Below are 22,195 nucleotides of genomic sequence, written 5' to 3' on the forward strand. Positions count from 1 at the left end.
CCGGTAAGACATTGCAATCGAGCGGCGTGACGCGAATCAGTCCGTTCGGATGGGTACCCCAAAAAGCCAGAGAGCGGCCGCACGTGCAAGTGTGTGAAGGTCAAGTTTTGTGATGAAGAGGCCGACCTGCGAGAACGCGATTGTCCGGTCCCGGGTGATCGCGATACTGTCGTCGCGGATCAGGCGCCACGACGGATGCCTGGCGATGGCCGGGCGGAACCCGCCTTTGCCAATCGTCTCAATGGCCAGGACGGGATCTCCGCGGAGTTCGACATCAATCAAAGCTGGAGGGGTATATCTCCCTTCCAGAACCCAAAAAGGCATGAAAGAGTTGTCCAGTTTGCCAGCCATGAGATTGCGTCAGCCGGGATTGCGGCGCGGACTTTCGCGGCGATGAAACGCCCCGTCGATCACGGCGCCATGGCCGTCTCAGGCTACACCGTTCCCTGGCATACAGCGGCCGGAACACCGGTCGCCCTTCATGTCTCGTCGTCGCGGCAGCTACGCGACGTGCAGGTCGTGCGGCTCGACACGCCCGCGGCCGAGCCGATGGACTGGCGCGTCGAGCCGACGGGAAATGGGGTGTCCCACCGCGATTTCGATCATGGATCCTTCCTGAAGATCGCGGCGGCGGAACTGGCCAAGGCCACCGAGATCGAAGGCGTCGCCTTCGAAGTGTATTTGACGCGCAACGATGGCGCCCGCGTGCTGTTCGAGAGCGGAAACCTGCGCCTCGGCTTGCAGGACGGGCGGCTGACGTCAGGCCACGACGGCAAGCCGCTCGAAACCGACTTGGCCTTGCCGGCAAAGACCTGGCTCAAGGTCGAGATTTCGGCAAACGACGGCGTGACCGTGCTGCGCATCGAATCGGACGATCTCCTGTCGCCGTTTCGCCTGCATCGTCAATTCGACCTCCCCTGGCGGCCCCTGTCCGGAGACATGGTCTTCGGGACCAGCGCGGCAAACGACCTCAGGTCTCTCAACGCCAAGTTCTCGGCAATCGCGCTGCGAACCGCGGCCGGTCGCATCGCTTGGGCGTTTCCTACTCTGCTGCCGAGCGGCCCGCTCTCTTCGACAGGCGCCGATCGCGTCCTCTTGCTGGAAACGGTCAACCAGCCTGCTTTCTGCATGACCTCGCGCCGCTGGGACGGGTCGAGTTTCGACCCCCGCCTGGTGCCGTCGCATTACGACGCCGTGCATTGCCACGACGACGACATGGGCGCGCTGCAGTGGCCCGCCTCCCACCAGTTACAGGTTCCCGCCGAGACGCCGTCCGGGGTCTATGCCTTCGAGGTCGGTCACGATGAAGGATCGGAGCGCGTCGTCTTCTTCATCACTTCGTCGGTGCGCCGGGCGCCGCTGTTGTTCCTGGTGCCGACGGCCACCTATCTCGCCTATGCCGATGAATTCCTGCCGGCGCATCTCTACGAATGGATGTGCGAGGATCGCGGCCAGCGCTTCGCGATCGACAACAATCTGAAGTCGCTCTACGACTACCACAGTGATCTCAGCGGCGTGTCTATCTGTTCCACCAGGAAGCCGAAGGCGACGCTGCGCGACGACTACAATTATCCGCTGTGCGGTTGCCCGCACAATCTGCCGGTCGACCTGCACTTTCTGCGTTTCTGCCACAGCAACGGCATTGCCTTCGATCTCATCACCGACCGCGACCTGCATGAGCGGGGCCTTGCCGGCCTGCAGGATTATCAGGCTGTCATCACCGGCAGCCATCCCGAATATATGTCGGTCGAGATGGAGCATGCGCTGCGCCAGTTCGCGGCGGCGGGCGGCAGCATCGCCTATCTCGGCGGCAATGGCTTTGCCGGCAAGGTCGCATTCAAGGACGATCTGATGGAACTGCGCCGCTCGCCGCTCGAGGCGGGCCGGACCTGGGACGGCCCCATCGCCGAACAGTCACTGTCGATCACCAACCAGCCGGGCGGCTATCTGCGCGCCAGTGGGCGCGGTGAATTCTCGCTGACCGGCGTCGCGATCTCGCTGATGGGTTTTGACGGCGCGCGACCCTTCACACGCACGCCGGAAAGCCATCAACCCTCGGCCGCGTGGTTGTTCGACGGCGTCACCAGCGAGACCTTCGGCGACGAGGGCATCGTGCTTGGCGGCGCCGCCGGCTACGAAGTCGATGCCACCGATCCGCATCTGGGCACGTCCCCCGACACCATGGTCATTGCCCGCGCGACCGGCTTCCCGGACAGCTTCGTCCATGATGCCACCCGTTGGTACGAGGGAGGTGACAGCGAGCGCGACGGCCGCCGCTGCGCGGAGATGACGCTGCGCCATCTGTCTTCGGGCGGCCTGATCTTCTGCGCGAGTTCGGTCGCCTGGTGCGGCGCCTTGCCGGCGGGCGATGCCATGAACGACGTCGGCCGGATCACCAAGAATTTGCTGACGCATCTGGCGGCGGAAAAGAGCCGGCAGGCCGGGGATCGATAGCCCGGAAAGGAAGGCAACCCACCGCACCGCGCCGGTTGGGGCAGTTGGCTTGCCGCGCAACGACCGAAGCGTCTATCATGCATGATCAATCGGCGGCTTGGGTGTTCCCGCCGTGCCCGGCTCAAGGTTTGTCCGCGGCGCGTGTCGTCAGGTCAATTTCAGAACGCATGAAGCAACGCCCCCGCCAATGGCCGACAGAACACATTTCGGTTTGACCGCCGTCGACACCGTGCCCTTGCACGAGAAGGTCTATCTGGAGCTCGTGCGGGCTTTGATGTCAGGGCAATTCCTGCCCGGCCAGAAGCTGACCTCGCGCAAGCTTGCCAGGGAACTGGGCACCAGCGACATGCCGGTGCGCAGTGCCTTCATGCGGTTGCAGGCCTTGCGGGCGCTGAGCCCGATGCCGAACGGCAGCGTCGAGGTGCCGGTGATCTCGGCCGAAAGGTTCTCGCAGTTGACCGCCGTGCGCACGATCCTCGAAGGCCCGGCGACCGAGCTTGCGACAAAACTGATCAACGGCAACAATCTGCGGGCGATCCGACGCCATTGCGCGGAATTGACCCTGGCCGCCCGCAAGGGCGACATCGGCGACTATCTCAGGAAGAACCACGATTTCAAATTCTCGATCTACCGTCATTGCGGCAACGAGCAGATGGTCTTCCTGATCGAGACGGTGTGGATGCAGGTCGGCCCGTTTCTCAGAAACCTCGCCATGGGGTTCGAGGACGACCTCTCCTCCATTCTGGACATCGACTATCACGAGGAAGTCGTCGCGGCGATCGAGGCACAGGACGGCGCGCGGGCGCGCGCGGCCATCGTTCGCGACATCGACGAGGGCGCCGCGCATATCCTGCGGCAGGCCAGGTTTCCGGAAGCGAGGAGCTAGACCAGGGTCTCCTGGACCCGTCACCAGATGCCACTTGGCTTTCCCTTGCCTTGCCGCTATGTTGCGATCGCAAATCGCGCAATTGGTTCCTGAAATGCCTCCTGACATCCCGGCTAATTATCTGAAAAAATGAAGGAAATTCTTCCGACTGATGTCGGAGATGCCTTCATGAACTCATCAGCTGTCTTGTCGTTAAATAGGGTGGCCGCCTCAGGCGCGGCACCGCAGGGAACCAGAGGTAACGGAAATTGAGCGATGCAATTGCGGACGTTCTGAGCTGGCTTGAAAGCAGAAACGACATCCAGAGCCTGAGGGCGGCGGTGTGCGACCTCAACGGCGTCATGCGGGGAAAACGCATCCCGGTAGAGCAGGCCCGCAAGGCGCTCGAAGGCAAGCTGCGCATGCCCTACTCGCTGATCGGGCTCGACATCTGGGGCGAGGATATCGAAGGCAACACGCTGGTTTTCTCCACCGGCGATGCCGACGGCCTTTGCCAATGGACGGGACGCGGCATCCTGCCGGTGGACTGGACCGCGCATCCGACCGCGCTTGTCCCGCTCTGGCTGGCCGACGAGAGCGGAGCGCCCTATCTCGGCGATCCCCGGCGCGCGCTGGCCCGTATCCTCGACCGTTACAAGGCGCTCGGCCTGACCCCGGTCGCGGCGACAGAACTTGAATTCTATCTGGTTGATCCGCAGTCGCAGCGGCCGGTCGGACCTGTCTCGCCGGTCACCGGGCGGCGTCTCGATTCCGACGCGGCATTGTCGATCGACGAGATCGACGATTTCGAGGCCTTCATCCACGACGTCTACGAGGCCTGCCGGGCGCAAGGCATTCCCGTCGACACGGCGATTGCCGAAAACGGCGTCGGCCAGTTCGAGATCAACCTCAACCATGTCGCGGACGCCCTGCGGGCCGCCGACGATGCGGTGTTGTTCAAACGCACGGTGAAAGGCATTGCCCGCAAGCATGGCTTTGCCGCCTGCTTCATGGCCAAGCCCTATGGCGACCGCGCCGGCAACGGCTTTCACGTCCATTTCAGCCTGGTCGACGCCGACGGTCGCAACGTGTTCGACGACGGCACCGATCAGGGCTCCGAAACCATGCGCAACGCGGTCGGCGGGCTGCTGGCGGCGATGGCCGAGAGCACGCTGGTCTTCGCACCGCACTTCAATTCGTATCGCCGCCTTCGCCCGCGCTCCTATGCACCGACCGCGGTCGCCTGGGGTTACGAGAACCGCATGGTCGCGATCCGCATTCCCGGCGGCCCGACCGGGGCGCGCCGCATCGAGCATCGCGTGTCGGGGGCGGATGCCAATCCCTATCTGGTGCTTGCCGCCATATTGGGAGCAGCCCTGATCGGCATCGAAAGACAGATGTCGCCGGGCGAGCCTACCGGGAGCGATGGCCAAGGCGCGGCGCCAGCCAAGCTACCGCCGGACTGGGCCTCCGCGATCGCCACTTTCGAAGGTGGAACGCATGTGGCGGAGATCTTCCCGGCGATCCTGCGTGACTCTTTTGTCGCCTGCAAACGCCAGGAGTTGAACACCTTTGCCCTCAATGTCAGCGACTTCGAGATCGAGACCTATCTCGAAAGCGTCTGAGTGTTTACGGCGATCATCCGGCCTTCAGCACCGAGACCGCCGCCTCGCTGTTGTGGACATAGTCGTTGGCGTCGGGCTGCCTCTGCACCAACAGGATGAACAACAGGTCGGTCAGCGTCAGCTGGGCGTCGCGCGCGGTGATGGAGGAGGAGCGCGCTCGCTCCTCGTCGGCGATGGTGTAGAGGCGGATGTCGGCGACCCGGCTCAGCGGATTGTCGTGCAGGCCGGTGACGGCGATCACCATTGTTCCGCGCTTGGCTGCAAGCTCGGCGATGCGTAGGGTTTCGATGCTGGCGCCGGAATAGGAGAGCGCGAACAGCACATCGTCGGGCCCCAACGTCGAGGCGTTGGCCATCTGGATGTGACTGTCGCTGTCGTGCAGCACATTGCGACCGAGCTTCATCAGCTTGTAGGAGAAGTCCCGCGCCACCAGCGAGGAGGCGCCGACGCCGACCAGATGGATGCGGCGCGCGCCATCCAGCAGATCGAGCGTCCTGGAGATGACGCGCTCGCTGTTGGCGGCGACGGTCTGCTGCATCGACAGCAGCTTGCTGCCGATCAGCTTCTTCAGGATGACCGCAAAGCCATCGCCGACCTCGATCGAACCGTGGATGACGCCGGCCGGCACCTGCCAATCCTGCGCCTTGGCCTCGCTGACGGCGAGCTTGAGCTCCTGATAGCTGGCATAGCCGAGCTTCTGGCTGAACTTGACGACGCTCGACTGGCTGCGGCCGATCTCGGCCGCGAGCGCCGCAGTCGACAGGCGCAGCATCTGGTCGGGATTGTCGACGATGTACCGGCCGATCTCGCGATCGCCGGGCGCCATGCCGTCGAGCTTCGCATTGATCCTGCTTAGGACGGACACGGGAATTCCTCGCTGTTCAGACTTGCAAGACGAGGAATAAATTATTCCAATTTCGATTGACAGCCAAGAATGCAGAATTAATTCTCAACTCGACCCGGATCAAAGTGCGGGATTCGGAGCAGGTCGCCAGTGTGGCCCTCATCGTCAAGGTTTCAGCCATGGACAGATTGCGGATCGTCGGCGGACAGAGACTGCAAGGCGCGGTCACCATATCGGGCGCCAAGAATGCCGCCTTGCCGCAGATCGCGGCTTCGCTGCTCAGCCCCTATCCGCTCGAACTGACCAACCTGCCTGACGTAACCGACGTCGAAAACATGCTCGGCGTGGTACGGCTTCACGGCGCCGACGTGACGCGGTCCGCCCATGCCGCGACCATCGACACCAGTGCCGCCGTCTCCAAGGAGACGTCCTACGACACGGTGCGGAAGATGCGGGCGACGGTGCTCGTCCTGGCGCCGTTGCTGGCGCGGTTCGGCCATGCGCGGGTTTCGCTGCCGGGCGGCTGCGCGATCGGCGCGCGGCCGGTCGACATGCATGTCGCCGCACTCGCCGCACTCGGCGCCAGGATCGCCATCGAGAACGGCCTGATCGTTGCCTCGGCGCCGAACGGATTGACCGGCACCCGCATCGTGCTCCCCTCGCCATCGGTCGGAGCGACGGAAACCGCCATGATGGCGGCGACCACGGCCAAGGGCGAAACCGAAATCCTCAACGCCGCGCGCGAACCCGAAGTGGCCGATCTCGCGGCTTGCCTCAACGCCATGGGTGCGCGCATCGATGGCGCCGGCACGCACCGCATCCTGATCGCGGGCGAAACCAGCTGGCGCCCGGCCAGGCACGACATCATCCCCGACCGCATCGAGGCCGGCACCTATGCGATCGCCGCGGCGATCACCGGCGGTCAGCTCGAACTCACCCATGCCCGGCTCGAACACATGGCCTCGGTGGTGCAATTGCTGGAAGCGACGGGGGTCAGCGTCTGGCCGGGCGATCGCGGCCTGATCGTGTCGCGCGACCGGCCGCTCAAGGCCGCCGACCTGACGACCGAACCCTATCCCGGTTTTCCGACCGACCTGCAGGCGCAGTTCATGGCGCTGATGTGCTGTGCGGAGGGTGCGTCGCTGCTGCGCGAGACCATCTTCGAGAATCGTTTCATGCATGTGCCCGAACTGATGCGGCTCGGCGCCAACATCAAGCTGCAAGGCACCATGGCGCTGGTGCGCGGCGGCGCGAAGCTCCATGGCGCGCAGGTGATGGCCACCGACCTGCGCGCTTCGGTGTCGCTGGTGCTGGCGGCGCTGGTCAGTGAAGGCGAGACAACAATCAACCGCGTCTATCACCTCGACCGCGGCTATGAGCAACTGGATCGCAAGCTGCGCCTTTGCGGCGCCGACATCGAGCGGCTGGGCGCATGAATACCGAGGCGCATTATTTCCTCGGCGTCGATGGTGGCGGCAGCGGTTGCCGCGCCCGCCTCGAGGACGCGCAAGGCGTGGTGCTGGGACAGGGCCTGTCCGGCCCGGCGACGACGCGGCTCGGTATCGAGGCAGCCTGGGCCTCGATCGCGAAAGCCTTCGGCGCAGCGGTCGAGGAAGCAGGTTTCGCGCCAGCCGAGACCGCCCGGATCCATGCCGGCATCGGCCTTGCCGGTATCGGCCGCAAGGGCGCGCTGGAGGCGCTGCGGGCAATCGCGCATCCCTTTGCCAGCACCGATTTCGTCAGCGACGGCGTCGGCGCCTGCCTTGGCGCGCACTCCGGCAAGGACGGCGCCATCGTCATTGCCGGGACAGGCTCGATCGGCCTTGGCTTTGTCGAGGGCCGCGACCTGCGCGCCGGCGGCTATGGATTTCCGATCTCCGACGAGGGCAGCGGCGCCGACCTCGGACTGAAAGCCGTGCAATTGGCATTGCGCGCCCATGACGGCCGGCACGAACGGACCGCGTTGCTGGCGGAGGTCATGCAGCGCTTCGCCGGCGACCCGATGGAGGCCGTCGCCTGGATGGACCGCGCCAGCGCGACGGACTATGCCGCGCTTGCACCCATGGTGATGCGCCATGCCGACCAGGGCGACCCTGTCGGACGCCGCATCGTGCAAAGCGCCGCCGAACAGATCGACACACTGGTGCGGGTGCTGTTCGAAAAAGGCGCGCCGCGCGTGACCTTGCTCGGCGGCCTCGCCAGCCCCCTCGAACCCTGGCTCTCCCCTGACGTGCGCCGCCGCCTGAAGCCCGCCGACGGCGACGCCGTGTCCGGCGCGATCATTCTTGCCAAGAGGTCGGTTGGCGGAGGATAGGTCGACAAGATAGGAATAAAATATTCCAAAATTCGATTGACGATGTGAATATTGAATTCTAAAAAGTTAACAAAGAAAACTGCGATGACGGACCCAGGATCCGGACGCGCTCCGCCCGTCGAGCGGTGCCGGACGCCGTGCAGCATGATTTTGAAAGCGCTGGAATGACCGAGCAAGGGTTGATGTCTGAGCTGGACCGGCTGGTTTCCGAAGGCCGGAACCCAAGGACCGTCGACATCGACCTGTTGCCGACCATCGACGTCCTGCGCAGGATCAATGACGAGGACAGGCTTGTCCCGGCGGCCGTCGAAAAGGTCATGCCGGAAATCGCCGCCGCGGTGGATCGCATCGTGCTCGCCTTCCAGAAAGGCGCGCGGCTGATCTACATCGGCGCCGGCACCAGCGGCCGGCTTGGCGTGCTCGACGCTTCGGAATGCCCGCCGACCTTCGGCGTACCCGAAGGCATGGTCGTCGGCCTGATCGCCGGTGGATCCGACGCGCTGGTGCGCTCGCTGGAAGGCGCCGAAGATGACCCGAAGATGGGCGCCAAGGCCTTGCAGGACATCGGGCTCACACCCGATGACGTGGTGGTCGGCATCGCGGTCAGCGGGCGCACGCCCTATGTGATCGGCGGCCTGACCTATGCCAAGCAGTTGGGCGCGGCGACGGTCGCGCTGTCCTGCAATCCGGCATCGACCATTGCCGGCATCGCCGACATCGCCATCTCGCCCGTCGTCGGCCCCGAAGTGCTCACCGGCTCGACGCGGCTGAAATCGGGAACCGCGCAGAAGCTGGTGCTCAACATGCTGACCACGGCTTCGATGATCCGCATCGGCAAAAGCTACCAGAATCTGATGGTCGACCTTAACCCGTCGAACCGTAAGCTGGTCGCCCGGGCGATCAGGATCGTCATGCAGACGACCGGCTGCACCGCGCCGCAGGCGCGACAGGCGCTCGACCGGACCGGCAATGACGTCAAGCTGGCGATCCTGGTGACCATTACCGGCCTCGACGTCGAAGCGGCGCGGGCCGCGCTGTTCAAGGCCGGAGGGTTCCTGCGAAAGGCGATCGGCGACGAAGCGGCCTGAGGCCGCCCGGGACATGACGGCTGAAAGCCGCTTTAGACATGACGGCAAGAAGCCGCATGGGACAAGACGGCGTCAAGCCGCATAGACTGGGCCGATACTCCAAAGCATGTGTGCCATGGAAGCGGCCGACGGAAACTGCAAGGCATCGAGTTCAATAGTGGGAGACGAGAATGGTTCATCTTACAAGAAGGCTGCTTTCGGGCATTACCCTTGGCGCGATGCTGGGCATCGCGACGGTTTCGACGCAGGCGGCGACGCTGCACATGGCATGGTCGCAGGACGCCACCGGGCTTGACCCGCACAAGCAGACGGCGTTCTCGTCGCTGCGGCTTTTGGAGCTGATCTACGAGCCGCTGGTGCGGGTCGATGCCAGCCTGCAGATCATCCCCGCCATCGCCAGCTCCTGGGAGTTCTCCAAGGACGGCAAGGAGCTGACCTTCAAGCTCGATCCCAAGGCGAAATTCCAGGACGGCACGGCCGTGACCTCCGCCGACGTCAAGGCCTCCTTCGAGCGCATCCTCGACGAGAAGACGGGTGCCGCCGCCCGCGCCAACTTCCTGTCTATCGCGAGCATCGACACGCCGGATGCGGCGACCGTAGTGTTCCATCTCTCGCAGCCCGACGTGCCGATCCTGACGGCGATGAGCGACGTCAACGCGGCCATCGTTCCGGCGACCGAGATCAAGGCCGGTTCGATCGGCACCAAGGCGGTCGGTTCCGGTCCATTCAAGCTCGACAAATGGGACCCCAACGCCAAGGAAGTTCTGAGCGCCAACAAGGACTGGGCCGGGGGTGCTACCGGCGTCGACGGCATCGAGATCAGCGTACTGCCGGACGAAGCGGCGATCCTCGCCGCCATGCGTACCAAGCAAATCGATTTTGCCCTGCTCAATGATCCGCTCGTCGCCACGCTGGTGCCGAAAGAACCCACCCTGCAGCTCAACCGCGTGCCGGTGCTGGCCTATCACGTTCTGCAGCTCAATCCGTCGCGCAAGCCGATGACGGAGCTCAAGGTGCGCCAGGCGATCTCATGCGCCATCGACCGGCAGGAGGTGCTGGACACCGCTTCGCTCGGCGAAGGCAAAGTCACCGGGCCGCTGACCATCCCGGCGCTCGCCACCGATCCGACCCAGTTGTTCTGCTACAAGCGCGATGTCGAGAAGGCCAAGAAGCTGATGGCCGAGGCCGGCTTTGCCGACGGCTTTTCGGCGACCGTGATCGGGGCCACCGGCGAGCCGCCGACGGCGGCGGCGGAAGCCCAGGTCATCCAGTCGCAGCTCGCTGAAATCGGCGTCAAGCTCGACATCAAGATGATGGAGCTCAACGTCTATGTCGACGCCTGGCTGAAGGGCGATTTCGACATGGCGATCGCGCTCAATGGCGGCCGTGCCGACCCCTACACCATGTACAACCGCTACTGGACCAAGGCTGGCAATCTGCAAAAGGTGTCGAACTACATCGACGACACGCTCGACAGCCAGATGCAGCAGGGCCGCGCCGAGACCGACCCGGCCAAACGCAAGGCGATCTTCGCCGCGTTCGAGAAGCATCTCGCCGAGATGTCGCCTTGGATCTGGCTCTACACGTCCTACAGCTACACGGCGCAGCAGAAGAACATCGCCGGATTCGTGCCGACGCCGACCGGCACGCTGTTCAGCCTGAGCAAGGTTACCATCCAGCAGTAGCCGCCGGAGGCATTGGACGAGAGGACTTCTTCGCGTGGACTATCTCTTGCGACGGCTGGCGACGTTTCCTCTCGTCCTGCTTGGCGTGTCCATCCTGGTCTTCGTCGCGATCAGGATGGTGCCCGGCGATTCGATCACGGCGATGCTGGGCACCGAAGCCGGCCTGCTGACGCCGGCACAGCGGGATTCGCTTGCCGCCTATTTCGGCATCGACCAGCCCTGGTTCATCCAGTACTGGCGCTGGATCGGCGGCATCCTGCACGGTAATTTCGGCATCTCCGTCACCTATGGCAGGCCCGTTCTCGACGTCATCCTCGAGCGCTTTCCGCTGACGCTGGAGCTAGCTGTGCTCTCCATGATCATCGCGCTCCTGGTCGGCATGCCGGCAGGCATCTACGCCGCCACGCACAATGAAAAACCGTCCGATCTCGGGGTGCGCATCGTCGCCATGATCGGCCAGTCGACGCCGAGCTTCGTGCTTGGACTGCTGATCATTTACACGCTTTCGGCAGGCTTCGGCGTACTGCCGGCGATGGGCGAATTCGCGCCGCTCTGGCAGGATCCCTTGCGCAATCTCAGCCAGTTGATCCTGCCCGCCATCACGCTCGGCTTCGCCTTCGCGGCGTCCGTCACCCGCATAGCCCGTTCCGCCATGCTCGACGTGCTGAGCGACGATTATGTGCGAACCGCGCGCAGCAAGGGCGCCTCGGCGCGCAGCGTCATCTGGCGGCATGCCTTGCCCAACGCGCTGATCCCGGTGGTGACACTGAGCGGCATCGAGTTCGGCTATCTGCTGGGAGGCGCGGTCATCGTCGAGCAGATCTACGCCCTGCCCGGCCTCGGGCGCATGGTGCTCGACGCCATCCTGCAGCGCGACTACGCGCTGGTGCAGGGAAGCGTGCTGTTCATCGCCTTCAACTTCATGATCGTCAATCTCCTGGTCGACCTCGCCTATGTCGCGCTCGATCCGCGCATCCGGCTTGGGGAACAGTGATGCGCATCCTGCGCGCCGTCTTCCGGCATGGCAGCGGCCGCATTGGCGGCGGCATCGTCTGCGTCTATCTGCTGCTCGCCATCCTTGGCCTGCTCGGGCTGACGCCGCACAATCCGATCACGCAATACCGCATCGACCGGCTGCACGCGCCGAGCGCCGGCTACTGGATGGGCACGGACCTGTTCGGCCGCGACGTCGCCAGCCGGCTGATGGCGGGCATCGGCCAGTCCTTCACGGTCGCCTTCTTCTCGGTTGCCTTCGCCACCCTTGCCGGCACGGTGCTGGGGCTTGCCGCCGCCTGGCTCGGCCGCCGCTGGGACGGCGTGGTGATGCGGGTCATGGATGTGCTGCTGGCCTTCCCGGCGATCCTGCTGGCGCTGCTCATCGTTACCGTTGCCGGGCCGGGCACCTGGACCAGCGTGGTGGCCATCGGCATCGTCTACACGCCGATCTTCACGCGAGTGGTTCGCGGCCCCGCGCTGTCGCTCAAGACACGCGAGTTCGTCGATGCGGCGCGTACCTTCGGCAGCAGCTCGTCCTACATCGTGACGCGGCATCTGCTGCTCAACCTTGTGGCGCCCTTGACCGTGCAGGTGACGCTGGCGCTCGCCTGGGCGCTGCTGACGGAAGCCGGCTTGAGTTTCCTTGGCCTCGGCACGCAGCCGCCCGCCGCCTCGCTCGGCCTGATGCTGAGCGACAGTCGCAATTTGATGGAGACCGCGCCCTGGCTGATGATCTTCCCCGGCCTGGCGATCATGATCAGCATCCTCGGCTTCAACCTGCTGGGCGACGCCTTGCGCGACATTCTCGACCCGAAGATGCGAAGGGCGTTGGCATGACCCCGCTCCTCTCGGTTTTAGACCTGCGCGTCGGCTTCGGCCGCAATCCCCAGGCCAACGAAGTGGTGCGCGGCGTCAGTTTCGATGTCGCCGACGGCGAGACGCTGGCCATTGTCGGCGAGAGCGGCTCGGGCAAATCCGTCACCGCGCTGTCGATCAACCGGCTCGTCGACTTCGGCGGCGGCCGCATCACCGGCGGCTCGATGAAGCTCAAGCGGGCCGATGGGACCATCTTCGAGTTGGCGACCGCAACCGAGCCACAACTGACCGGCATTCGCGGCGCCGAAATCGGCATGATCTTCCAGGAACCGATGACGTCGCTCAACCCGGTGCTGACCATCGGCACGCAGATCGAGGAATCGTTCCGGCTGCATCGCGGGCTGACGGGCCGGCAAGCCACGGCGGCAGCCAGGGACGCGCTCGACCGCGTGCGCATTCCCGATGCCGCGCGACGGCTGAAATACACGCCCAACCAGCTGTCCGGCGGCATGCTGCAAAGGGTGATGATTGCCATTGCGCTCGCCTGCAATCCGCGCCTGCTGATCGCCGACGAGCCGACGACGGCGCTCGACGTGACGGTGCAGGCACAGATCATGGCGCTGCTGGCCGAGCTGAAGCGCGAAAGCGGCATGTCAATGATCTTCATCACGCACGATATCGGCCTGGTCGCCGGCATCGCCGACAAGGTGATGGTGATGCAGAACGGCCAGGCCGTGGAACACGGCGAACTGAACCAGATCCTCGACAGCCCCCAGCATCCCTACACGCAGCATCTGCTGCAGGACGTGCCGCATTTCGCCAGCGGTCGGTCCACGCGCGCGGACGGGCTGCGCGACAAGGGCGCGAACACGCAACCGGCCTTGAAGGTCGATGGGCTCGTGGTGCGGTTTCCGCTCAAGAGCAGTTTCTTCAGTCGCGCGACCGGCGCGGTGCATGCCGTCGACGGCGTCGACTTCGACCTCATGCAAGGCGAGACGCTGGCCATCGTCGGCGAGAGCGGCTCGGGCAAATCCACCACCGCCAAGGCGGTGTTGGGGCTGGTGCGGTCGACGCGTGGCAATTTCTCCGTCGCCAGCCGAATGGCGTCGGCGGAGCGCAGCGCCAAGCCCGTGCAGATGGTGTTCCAGAACCCGTACGCATCGCTCAACCCGAGGCTCAACATCGAGAGCATCCTGGCCGAACCGGTGATCGCAACCAGTGGGCGGGTGGATACCGAGGCGAAGGCTAGGATGGCACGCCTGCTCGAACGCGTCGGCCTGCCCAAGAACAGCCTCGAGCGCTACCCGCATGAATTCTCCGGCGGCCAGCGGCAAAGGCTATGTATTGCCCGCGCACTGATGCTCAACCCGTCCGTGGTCGTTCTCGATGAAGCGGTTTCGGCGCTCGATGTCTCGGTGCAGGCGAAGGTGCTGGAGCTGCTGGTCGACCTGCAGCGCGAGTTTGGGCTGGCTTATCTGTTCATCTCGCACGACATGGCGGTGGTCGAACGGATCGCGCACCGCATCGCCGTCATTTATGCCGGCCAGATCGTCGAGATCGGCGACGCGCAGTCCGTGCTATCGCAGCCGAGGCATTCCTATACGAAGAAGCTGATATCAGCCGTTCCGGCCATCGATCGGCGGCACGAGCATTTCGAGATCGACACGCGTCAGGTGCCTTCTCTGGTCAGGCCGCAGGGATTTGAGCCGGCGCCGGCGAGATGGGAGCGGTTCGGCGGGGATCATATGGCGAGGGTGGAGACCTAGACATGTTAGCGGGACAGCGCCCCCCTCTGCCCTGCCGGGCATCTCCCCCTCTAGGGGGGAGATCGGATGTCACATTGGCCTTCGCCAATCTTCAACGTCTGAGGGCTGGCGCCGCGCACGAACTGCCAATCTCCCCCCTTGAGGGGGAGATGTCCGGCAGGACAGAGGGGGGCGCCGTAGGACGCCACCTCTCCGAAGGAGGCCGGCATTGACCGACCTCGCCCAGATCTTCGATCGCGCATTCGCGCCCTTGGCAACGGCCGTCTCGGCCAAGTGTATCCCCGGCGGCGTGCTCGGCATTGCCGACAAAAGTGGCGAACGCATCGTCCGCGCAATTGGCTCGGCACAGCTCGTGCCCAAGGTCAGGCCGATGCGGGAAAACACCTGGTTCGACCTGGCGTCCCTGACCAAGGTGATCTTCACCACGCCACGCATCCTGACGCTGGCGCAGGACGGCACCATCGATCTCGACGCGCCGCTGATCACCCTGCTTCCCGACCTTCGCCAGTATGACGCGAACGCCTGGGAGCGGAAGGTGACCTTCCGCCAGTGCCTCGGCCACCAGACGCCCTTCCCTGCCGTCGAGCCGATTTACACCTATGGACGCGATCCCGAACTGCTGCGCGCCTTCATCCTGCAGCGCGAATGGCGCGCCCGTGATCCCGTCTATTCCGACATCAACTTCATACTGCTCGGCTTCGCGCTAGAGCGGCTGTCGGGCAAGAGCATCCGCGACATGGAGCCCGGGCCGGGTTTTGCCTGGTTCGCTGAACCCGATGCCGCCGCCGCGACCGAGGACTGCACCTGGCGCCATCGCGTGCTGTCGGGCGAGGTGCACGACGACAATTGCTCGGCCCTGCAAGGTGCGGGTCATGCCGGCCTGTTCGGCACGGCCGCTTCGGTGCTCGATTTCGCGCAAGCGCTGCTGGACGGCACCGGCGCATCTGAGCGTTCGATCGCGTTGATGCGTATGCCCTTGTCGGCCACCCGCACCCATGGCTGGGAATGCCCTTATGAAGGGTGGTCCGGCGGTGCGCTGTGCGGTCCGGGAACGATCGGCCATACCGGCTTTACCGGCACCGGGCTGTGGATCGACTTCGACAGAGGCAAGGCATGGACCTTGCTCACCAACCGCATTCATCCGAAACGTCATTTCGACAGCGGCATCGTTTCGCTGCGGCAGGCGGTCGGCGATCTCATCAACAGGGACTAGGACCATGGAACCAATCTGGGCCGTCGGCCTGATGACCGGCACCGTACTTGACGGCAACATCGACGTGGCGCTGATCAAGACCGACGGCGAGCGGATCGACGATTTCGGCACCTACCGGCTGATGCCCTATCCCCAATCGATCCGCTCCTTGCTGGAAGAGACGCTGACGGCGGCCAGGGCCTGGAATTTCACCGGGCCAGAACCGGCGATCTTCCGCAAGGCCGAAGAGGCGCTGACGCGCGCCCAGTCGGCGGCGGTCAAGGAACTGGTCGAGGGCCACGGCATGACGATGGCCGAGATTGGCGTCGTCGGCTTCCACGGCCAGACCGTGCTGCATCGGGCGCCGCAGGTCGGGCGGCTCGGCCAGACCCGGCAGCTCGGCGATGGTGAACTGATGCATGAGATATTGGGCACCAAGGTCGCCTACGACTTCCGCTCGGCCGACATGCGCGCCGGCGGACAGGGCGCGCCACTGGCCGCGGCCTATCACACCGCGCTGATGCGCAGCGCCGGCGCCAGTGGCGAAGTGGCCGTGCTCAATCTCGGCGGCGTCGCCAACATCACCTGGTGGGACGGCGCCGACAATGTCATCGCCTTCGACACCGGCCCCGCCAACGCGCCGCTCAACGATTTCATCAAGTCGAAAGGGCTCGGCGAAATGGACCGCGACGGCGCGCTGGGCGGCGCGGGCAAGGTGGACGAAGCCCGGCTCGCCAGGCTGTTGCTTCATCCCTATCTGAGCAAGCCCTATCCGAAATCGCTGGATCGTTTCGACTTCGGCGCCGCCATGGCCGATGGCCTCGATGCCGAGGATGGTGCCGCCCTGCTCACCGCCTTCACAGCCGGCGCCGTAGGCAAGGCGCTCGACCTCCTGCCCAGCCGGCCGAAGAAGCTGGTCGTCAGCGGCGGCGGCCGCCACAACCCGACGATGATGGCCATGCTCGCCAGCCGCGCCGGCGTCGAGGTGGTGCTGGCCGAAAGCCTCGGCTGGAGTGGCGACGCGGTGGAGGCGGAGTGTTTCGCCTTCCTCGCGGTCCGCGTCCTGCGTGGCCTGCCGATCAGTTTCCCGAGCACGACGGGTGCGCCGCAGCCGATGCGCGGCGGCAAACTGGCAGGCTGATCACGCAACCAGCCTTTTCTGCAGGAAGATACGGCTGCGGCCGACGGGGAAATCGGCAAGGGTGCCGAACGGCTGATAGCCCTGGCGCTGGTAGACCTTGTCGGCGTTCGGGTTGAAGGTGTCGATCAACGCGCCGTGGCAGCCGCGCGCCACGGCTTCCTGTTCGGCCGCCTCGAGCATCTGGCCAGCCATGTGCCGGCCGCGCAGCCTTTCATCGACCCACAGCCATTGCACATAGAGCCAGCCCCAGGCGGTATAGCCGGAGATCCCGGCGACGATCGCACCGGCCTCGTCGCGGACGAAAACGGCCAGTGCCTTCCTCTGGGAAGCGCCGACATCGCTATCGTTGAACGCCGTCAGCCGTTCACCGAGAAAGGCGAGTTCTTCCGGGCGGGGATTGGCGGTCGTTTCGAGCGTGGTGTTCATGGCTTTTCCGGATTGCGGGGTTGGAAGCATCAAGAGGGGCGGAAGTCGGATGCGGCGATGCCATAGCGCTTGAGCTTGTCGTAGAACGTCTTGCGCGGCACGCCGAGCGCGTCGATGGCGCCGCGCACGTCGCCGCCATGGTCGCGTAGCGCGTCGCGGATGAGCTGCGCCTCGTACTGCCCAACCCTTTCGGGCAGCGCGGCGGCAGGCCCCGGCCGCGCGGGGCTCGCGCCGGCCTCGTCATCGGGCCCAAGGCCGAGCGCGACACGATCGGCGAAATGCGCCAGTTCACGCACATTGCCCGGCCAGTCGTGCGACTGGAGATAATCGCTCACGGCGGCATTCACCTTGCCGACAGGCCGGCCGAAGCGTTCCGCGGCCTTGCCGAGGAAATGCCCGAACAGCATCGGGATATCGCCGCGCCGCTCGCGCAGGGGCGGGATGCGCAGCGTCACCACGTTGAGGCGGAAATAGAGGTCCTCGCGGAAATCGCCGCGTTGATCCGGCCGGCCGAGATCGACCTTGGTCGCCGCGACGACCCTGAGATCGAGGCGCCGTGTCTCGTTCGAGCCGAGGGGGGTGAGGCTGCGCGTTTCCAGCACCCGCAAGAGCTTGACCTGCAGGGCCGGCGGCATGGATTCGATCTCGTCGAGAAACAGCGTGCCGCCGCTGGAGTGCTCGACGCGGCCGATGCGTCGCCGCTGCGCGCCGGTGAACGCGCCGGCCTCGTGACCGAACAGTTCGCTCTCGATGACGGTCTCCGGCAGGGCGCCGCAGTTCAGCGCCACGAAGGGCTTTGCACGGCGCCTGCCCCATCTGTGCAGGAGGTCGGCCACCACTTCCTTGCCGGTTCCCGTCTCGCCTTCCACCAGCACGTCGACATCCATGTCGGCGATCTGGCGCAAGGTCTCGCGCAATCGGCGGATGGCGGGCGCCTCGCCGATCAACGGCATACCGTCGGCGGCAAGTGCCGCGGCTTCGCGCAGCCGCCGGTTTTCCATCACCAGCCGCCGCTTCTCCGATGCCCGTTTCAGCGCCTCGACCAAGCGCTCCGCCGCATAGGGTTTCGGGATGAAATCGTAGACGCCATCCTTGAGCGCGGCGACCGCAAGATCGACATCGCCATGCCCGGTAACCAGGATCACCGGCAAGTCGGCGTCAACTGCCTTGACGCGGTCGAAGAGCTGCAGACCGTTCATGCCGGGCATGCGGATGTCGCTGACCACCACGCCTTCGAAACTCTCGTCGACAACGCCGAGCGCCGCTTCGGCGGCCTTCAGCGCAATTACTGTGAAACCGGCAAGTTCGAGCAGTTGCGTGGTGGCATGCAGCAGGTCCGCATCGTCATCGACGAGCGCCACCAGCCCTGATCCCTCGGTCATTCGATCCGCCTCAAGTCGATGGTGAAGGATGCGCCGCCGGCGGTGTCGGGGTCGAGCCGCAGCGTGCCGCCCAATTCCTGGGCGATCTCTTGCGAGATCACCAGGCCGAGGCCAAGCCCCTTCTCCTTGGTGGTCTGGAACGGCATGAACAGATTTCCGGCGGCTTCCGGCCCGAGGCCGGGACCATTGTCGCGCACCGAAATCAGCACCCGGTCGTCACGTTCGGCGAGGTCGATCTCGATGCGGGGATCGGGCCGGTCCTTCATGGCGTCCAGCGCGTTCTGCAACAGGTTGACGAGGATCTGCTCCAGCCGGATGCGGCTCGCCATCACCAATGGCGAGGCGGTGCCGTGCGGCTTGACGATGGTGACGCCGGAATCGCGGATGCGGCCGGACAGAAGCGACAGCGCACCTTCGATCGCCTCGCGCACCGGCAGTGGCGATGCCGCAACGCCGGGCCGGCGGGCGAAACTGCGCAAGGTGCTGGTGATGGCGCCGATGCGTTCGGTCATCGAGACGATCGACGTCAGATTGCCGCTCGCCGGTTCGGTCTTGCCGGCGTCGAGAAAGCGGCCGGCATTCTCGGCATAGGTACGGATGGCGGCGACCGGCTGGTTGATTTCATGCGCGACGCCGGCGGCGATCTGGCCGAGGATGGAGAGCCTGTTGGCCTGGGCGAGATCGTCGCGGAGCCGGCGGACCTTGGCCTCGGCGTTTTCGCGCTCGGCGATTTCGCCGGCAAGCGCCGTATTCGATCGCGTCAATTCGGCCGTCCTTGTGCTGACCCGGCTCTCCAGCTCGATGTTCATGCGGGCCAGCGCCTCCTGCCGCAGCCGGCTTGTGCGGCGGCGCCGGGTGAGCACATAGGCAAGCAAGCCCGTCAACAACAGCCCGAGCAGCGTCGTCAGGCGCGCCGTGTTGGCGGCGGCGGTCAGGGCGGCATCGGCGGGCGTCAGCAACCATAGGCGCCAACCGGGGACGGCACCAGGCAAGTCCTGCACCACCTCGACGAACCGGCGCGATTTTCCAGCCTCCTCGATTGTCGCCAGGCCATCACCGGCGCCACGCCGTATCGGCAGCGGTTCGAAGGCTGCGTCCAACTGAAGCTGGGCATGCGCGGCGGCTGCATCCGCGGCGGAGAGCGGCGCCAGCGCATGGAACCGCCAGTCGGGCTGGCTGGTGGCCAGAACGACTCCGCGTTCGTCGGTGACGAAAACGCGAAAGCCGCTTGCGCGCCAATTGGCTTCGACACCGCCGAGTTCGACCTTCAGGACCGCGACGCCAAGCGGTTTGCCGGCATCGTCGACACGGCCGGCGAGGTAGAGTCCCGGCTTGCCGCTGATCGTGCCGAGGCCGTACTGACTGGCAGCGCCCTTGGCCATCGCATCGGTGAAATAGTGGCGAAAATTATAGTCGATGCCGACAAAGCTGTCCGGCTGGCCGGCATTGCTGGCCGATATCGCGATGCCCGCAGTGTCGATGACATAGATGGCCGAGGCCAATGCATCGCCGGCTATCGCCTTCAGCTTGGCGTCGAGAGCCGTTTCCTCGACCTTCCCGGCGCGGCGCAGCGCATCGCGCACCGCATCGTCGCGCGCCAGCACCAGCGGCACGAGACGCTGCTTTTCGATTTCGCCGGTCAAGGTTCCCGCCGCCAGGGGCAAGGCGGCCAGTGCCCCATCGCGCAGCTCGCCGGCCGCCTGGCCCGCGGCGATGCGGCCGGCAATGGCAACCGCGCCGGCCAGCACCGCGAGCGCGATTGCCGCAAGCAGCCAACGCCCATCACGCAGGCGCGCTACCGCTTCGCGCAACAGGTCGCGGCCGGCAAACCCAGGGGTTTCGCTATCGATGCGCTGTCGCGGCGTCGGCCCTCTCCCTTCCCTGCACGGCTTTGGCCCCCAGTCTAATGCGAAATTCCGCCAGGGCAAACAAGACGTGTGCGGAAATCCGCACACGTCTCCGTCGAAAGCGGGGGCAGGAACGGCCGAAACCCGGGGATTCCGGCCTTCCTCCGATTTGGCACGGCGCTTGCAAAAGTTCTTCCAGCGGCGGGCAACCGGAGCGCCGCGATGGGAGAAGTCACGCAGGACGGCGCATGTCCGTCCCTTCCGGCCAGGGAGAGTTCGATGCATATCGCAGACCAATCCGCCGCGCCCGCCGCGCAGCGCAAGCCCCTCTATGCCCAGCTTTACGTCCAGGTGCTGGTGGCGATCACCGTCGGCATCCTGCTTGGCCACTACTATCCGTCGATCGGGGAGAGCATGAAGCCGCTCGGCGACGCCTTCATCAAGCTGGTCAAGATGATCATCGCGCCGGTCATCTTCCTGACGGTCGCAACCGGCATCGCCGGCATGAGCGACCTGCAGAAGGTCGGCCGCGTCGCCGGCAAGGCGATGCTTTACTTCCTCACCTTCTCGACGCTGGCGCTGATCATCGGCCTTGTCGTGGCCAATGTCGTGCAGCCGGGCGCCGGCTTCAACATCGACCCGGCGACGCTCGACGCGTCGACCGTCAACACCTACGCCGCCAAGGCACATGACCAGTCTGTCACCGGCTTCCTGATGAACATCATCCCCGGCACGATCGTCGGCGCCTTCGCCGATGGCGACATCCTGCAGGTGCTGTTCTTCTCGGTGCTGTTCGGCATCGCGCTGGCGCTGGTCGGCGACCGGGGTGCGCCGGTGCTCAACTTCCTGCAGGCACTGATGGCGCCGATGTTCAAGCTGGTCAGCGTGCTGATGAAGGCAGCCCCGATCGGCGCGTTCGGCGCCATGGCCTTCACCATCGGCAAATACGGCATCGGCTCGGTCATCAACCTCGCCATGCTGGTCGGCACTTTCTACGCGACCTCGTTCCTGTTCGTCTTCGTCGTGCTGGGTGCGGTCTGCCGCTACAACGGCTTCTCGATCCTGTCGCTCATCCGCTACATCAAGGAAGAGCTGCTGCTGGTGCTCGGAACATCGTCCTCGGAAGCCGCCCTGCCCTCGCTGATGGAGAAGATGGAAAAGGCCGGCGCCAAGCGCTCGGTGGTCGGGCTGGTCATCCCGACCGGCTATTCCTTCAATCTCGACGGCACCAACATCTACATGACGCTGGCGGCGCTGTTCATCGCCCAGGCGACGAACATCCATCTGTCGATATCGGATCAGATCCTGCTGCTGCTGGTGGCGATGCTATCCTCGAAGGGTGCCGCCGGCATCACCGGGGCCGGCTTCATTACCCTTGCCGCCACGCTTTCGGTGGTTCCCTCCGTGCCGGTCGCCGGCATGGCGCTGATCCTCGGCGTCGACCGCTTCATGTCGGAATGCCGGGCGCTGACCAACTTCGTCGGCAATGCGGTGGCCACGCTGGTCGTGGCGCGCTGGGAAGGCGAGCTCGACGAAGCCAAGCTGGCCCGGGCACTGGCTGGCACGGCCGACGACAGCCTGCCGGCGGCCATCGTTCCCGCCGAGTGATCCACGGCTTCATGCCAAGGACCATGGCCGCAAGCACGCCGCTTGCGGCCATTTTCATGTGTCATCGCTGTCAGACGGCTTTGCGCGGGAGTGGCAGGGCCTTGCCATCGGCAGCGAAAAGATCGCAGCGCGACGGATCGGCTTGC

General features: G+C 65.2%; 18 protein-coding genes. 13 read left to right on the forward strand and 5 right to left on the reverse strand.

Annotation, left to right across the window (positions count from 1 at the left end):
- Nucleotides 1-36: 36 nt before the first annotated feature.
- Entirely contained in the window at nt 37-351 is a 315-nt protein-coding gene (locus EN845_RS13390; protein WP_127870616.1) for a hypothetical protein, read from the reverse strand.
- A 42-nt stretch (nt 352-393) separates the two neighbouring features.
- On the opposite strand from EN845_RS13390, the gene EN845_RS13395 reads away from it, so the two are divergent.
- From EN845_RS13395 to EN845_RS13405, 3 genes are all read left to right on the forward strand, one after another.
- A complete protein-coding gene (locus tag EN845_RS13395) occupies nt 394-2,454 on the forward strand; it encodes a N,N-dimethylformamidase beta subunit family domain-containing protein (protein ID WP_127870615.1) in 2,061 nt (686 codons plus the stop codon).
- A gap of 187 nt (nt 2,455-2,641) precedes the next feature.
- Nucleotides 2,642-3,340 (forward strand): GntR family transcriptional regulator, encoded by a 699-nt coding sequence (locus EN845_RS13400; RefSeq protein ID WP_127870614.1) that lies wholly within the window; start codon nt 2,642-2,644, stop codon nt 3,338-3,340.
- A gap of 248 nt (nt 3,341-3,588) precedes the next feature.
- Entirely contained in the window at nt 3,589-4,944 is a 1,356-nt protein-coding gene (locus EN845_RS13405) for a glutamine synthetase family protein (protein WP_127870613.1), read from the forward strand.
- A 13-nt stretch (nt 4,945-4,957) separates the two neighbouring features.
- Here EN845_RS13405 and EN845_RS13410 read toward each other — a convergent pair whose 3' ends face one another.
- Entirely contained in the window at nt 4,958-5,809 is an 852-nt protein-coding gene (locus EN845_RS13410) for a MurR/RpiR family transcriptional regulator (RefSeq protein ID WP_127870612.1), read from the reverse strand.
- Between the two features lie 158 nt (nt 5,810-5,967).
- Between EN845_RS13410 and murA the strand changes: the two genes are divergently transcribed.
- The 9 genes from murA (at nt 5,968) to EN845_RS13460 (ending at nt 16,786) form a co-directional block, all read left to right on the forward strand.
- Complete coding sequence (gene murA / locus EN845_RS13415; RefSeq protein WP_127870611.1) at nt 5,968-7,224, forward strand: UDP-N-acetylglucosamine 1-carboxyvinyltransferase; 1,257 nt, start codon at nt 5,968-5,970, stop codon at nt 7,222-7,224.
- Entirely contained in the window at nt 7,221-8,102 is an 882-nt protein-coding gene (locus tag EN845_RS13420; protein ID WP_127278083.1) for an N-acetylglucosamine kinase, read from the forward strand. The genes murA and EN845_RS13420 overlap by 4 nt, the downstream gene beginning before the upstream one ends.
- Nucleotides 8,103-8,266: 164 nt before the next feature.
- Nucleotides 8,267-9,190, forward strand: coding sequence for an N-acetylmuramic acid 6-phosphate etherase (gene murQ, locus EN845_RS13425; protein WP_127278084.1), 924 nt, complete (start codon nt 8,267-8,269; stop codon nt 9,188-9,190).
- A gap of 170 nt (nt 9,191-9,360) precedes the next feature.
- Nucleotides 9,361-10,875, forward strand: coding sequence for an ABC transporter substrate-binding protein (locus EN845_RS13430; RefSeq protein ID WP_127870610.1), 1,515 nt, complete (start codon nt 9,361-9,363; stop codon nt 10,873-10,875).
- Nucleotides 10,876-10,909: 34 nt separating this feature from the next.
- Nucleotides 10,910-11,869 carry an ABC transporter permease gene (locus tag EN845_RS13435; protein ID WP_127870609.1) on the forward strand — a complete coding sequence of 320 codons (960 nt, stop codon included), beginning with the start codon at nt 10,910-10,912 and terminating at the stop codon, nt 11,867-11,869.
- Complete coding sequence (locus EN845_RS13440) at nt 11,869-12,708, forward strand: ABC transporter permease (RefSeq protein WP_127870608.1); 840 nt, start codon at nt 11,869-11,871, stop codon at nt 12,706-12,708. The genes EN845_RS13435 and EN845_RS13440 overlap by 1 nt, the downstream gene beginning before the upstream one ends.
- Nucleotides 12,705-14,453 carry an ABC transporter ATP-binding protein gene (locus tag EN845_RS13445; protein WP_127870607.1) on the forward strand — a complete coding sequence of 583 codons (1,749 nt, stop codon included), beginning with the start codon at nt 12,705-12,707 and terminating at the stop codon, nt 14,451-14,453. The genes EN845_RS13440 and EN845_RS13445 overlap by 4 nt, the downstream gene beginning before the upstream one ends.
- Before the next feature lie 208 nt (nt 14,454-14,661).
- Entirely contained in the window at nt 14,662-15,666 is a 1,005-nt protein-coding gene (locus tag EN845_RS13455; RefSeq protein ID WP_127870606.1) for a serine hydrolase, read from the forward strand.
- 4 nt (nt 15,667-15,670) lie between these two features.
- Complete coding sequence (locus EN845_RS13460; RefSeq protein WP_127870605.1) at nt 15,671-16,786, forward strand: anhydro-N-acetylmuramic acid kinase; 1,116 nt, start codon at nt 15,671-15,673, stop codon at nt 16,784-16,786.
- On the opposite strand, the gene EN845_RS13465 is transcribed toward EN845_RS13460, so the two are convergent.
- From EN845_RS13465 to EN845_RS13475, 3 genes are read right to left on the reverse strand one after another with little or no spacing between them, the layout of a single operon-like run.
- Entirely contained in the window at nt 16,787-17,212 is a 426-nt protein-coding gene (locus tag EN845_RS13465) for a GNAT family N-acetyltransferase (protein WP_127278729.1), read from the reverse strand.
- 29 nt (nt 17,213-17,241) lie between these two features.
- The gene (locus EN845_RS13470) at nt 17,242-18,594 is read right to left on the reverse strand and encodes a sigma-54 dependent transcriptional regulator (RefSeq protein ID WP_127278728.1); all 1,353 of its coding nucleotides are present in this window, start codon (nt 18,592-18,594) and stop codon (nt 17,242-17,244) included.
- Nucleotides 18,591-20,408: a sensor histidine kinase gene (locus EN845_RS13475; protein WP_127870669.1), complete on the reverse strand. Its 1,818-nt coding sequence runs from the start codon at nt 20,406-20,408 to the stop codon at nt 18,591-18,593. Before EN845_RS13475 ends, EN845_RS13470 begins: the two co-directional genes overlap by 4 nt.
- A gap of 312 nt (nt 20,409-20,720) precedes the next feature.
- Between EN845_RS13475 and EN845_RS13480 the strand changes: the two genes are divergently transcribed.
- A complete protein-coding gene (locus EN845_RS13480; RefSeq protein ID WP_127870604.1) occupies nt 20,721-22,049 on the forward strand; it encodes a dicarboxylate/amino acid:cation symporter in 1,329 nt (442 codons plus the stop codon).
- The last annotated feature ends 146 nt before the right edge of the window (nt 22,050-22,195 follow it).

Source organism: Mesorhizobium sp. M8A.F.Ca.ET.202.01.1.1 (genome assembly GCF_004791595.1).
GTDB lineage: Bacteria > Pseudomonadota > Alphaproteobacteria > Rhizobiales > Rhizobiaceae > Mesorhizobium.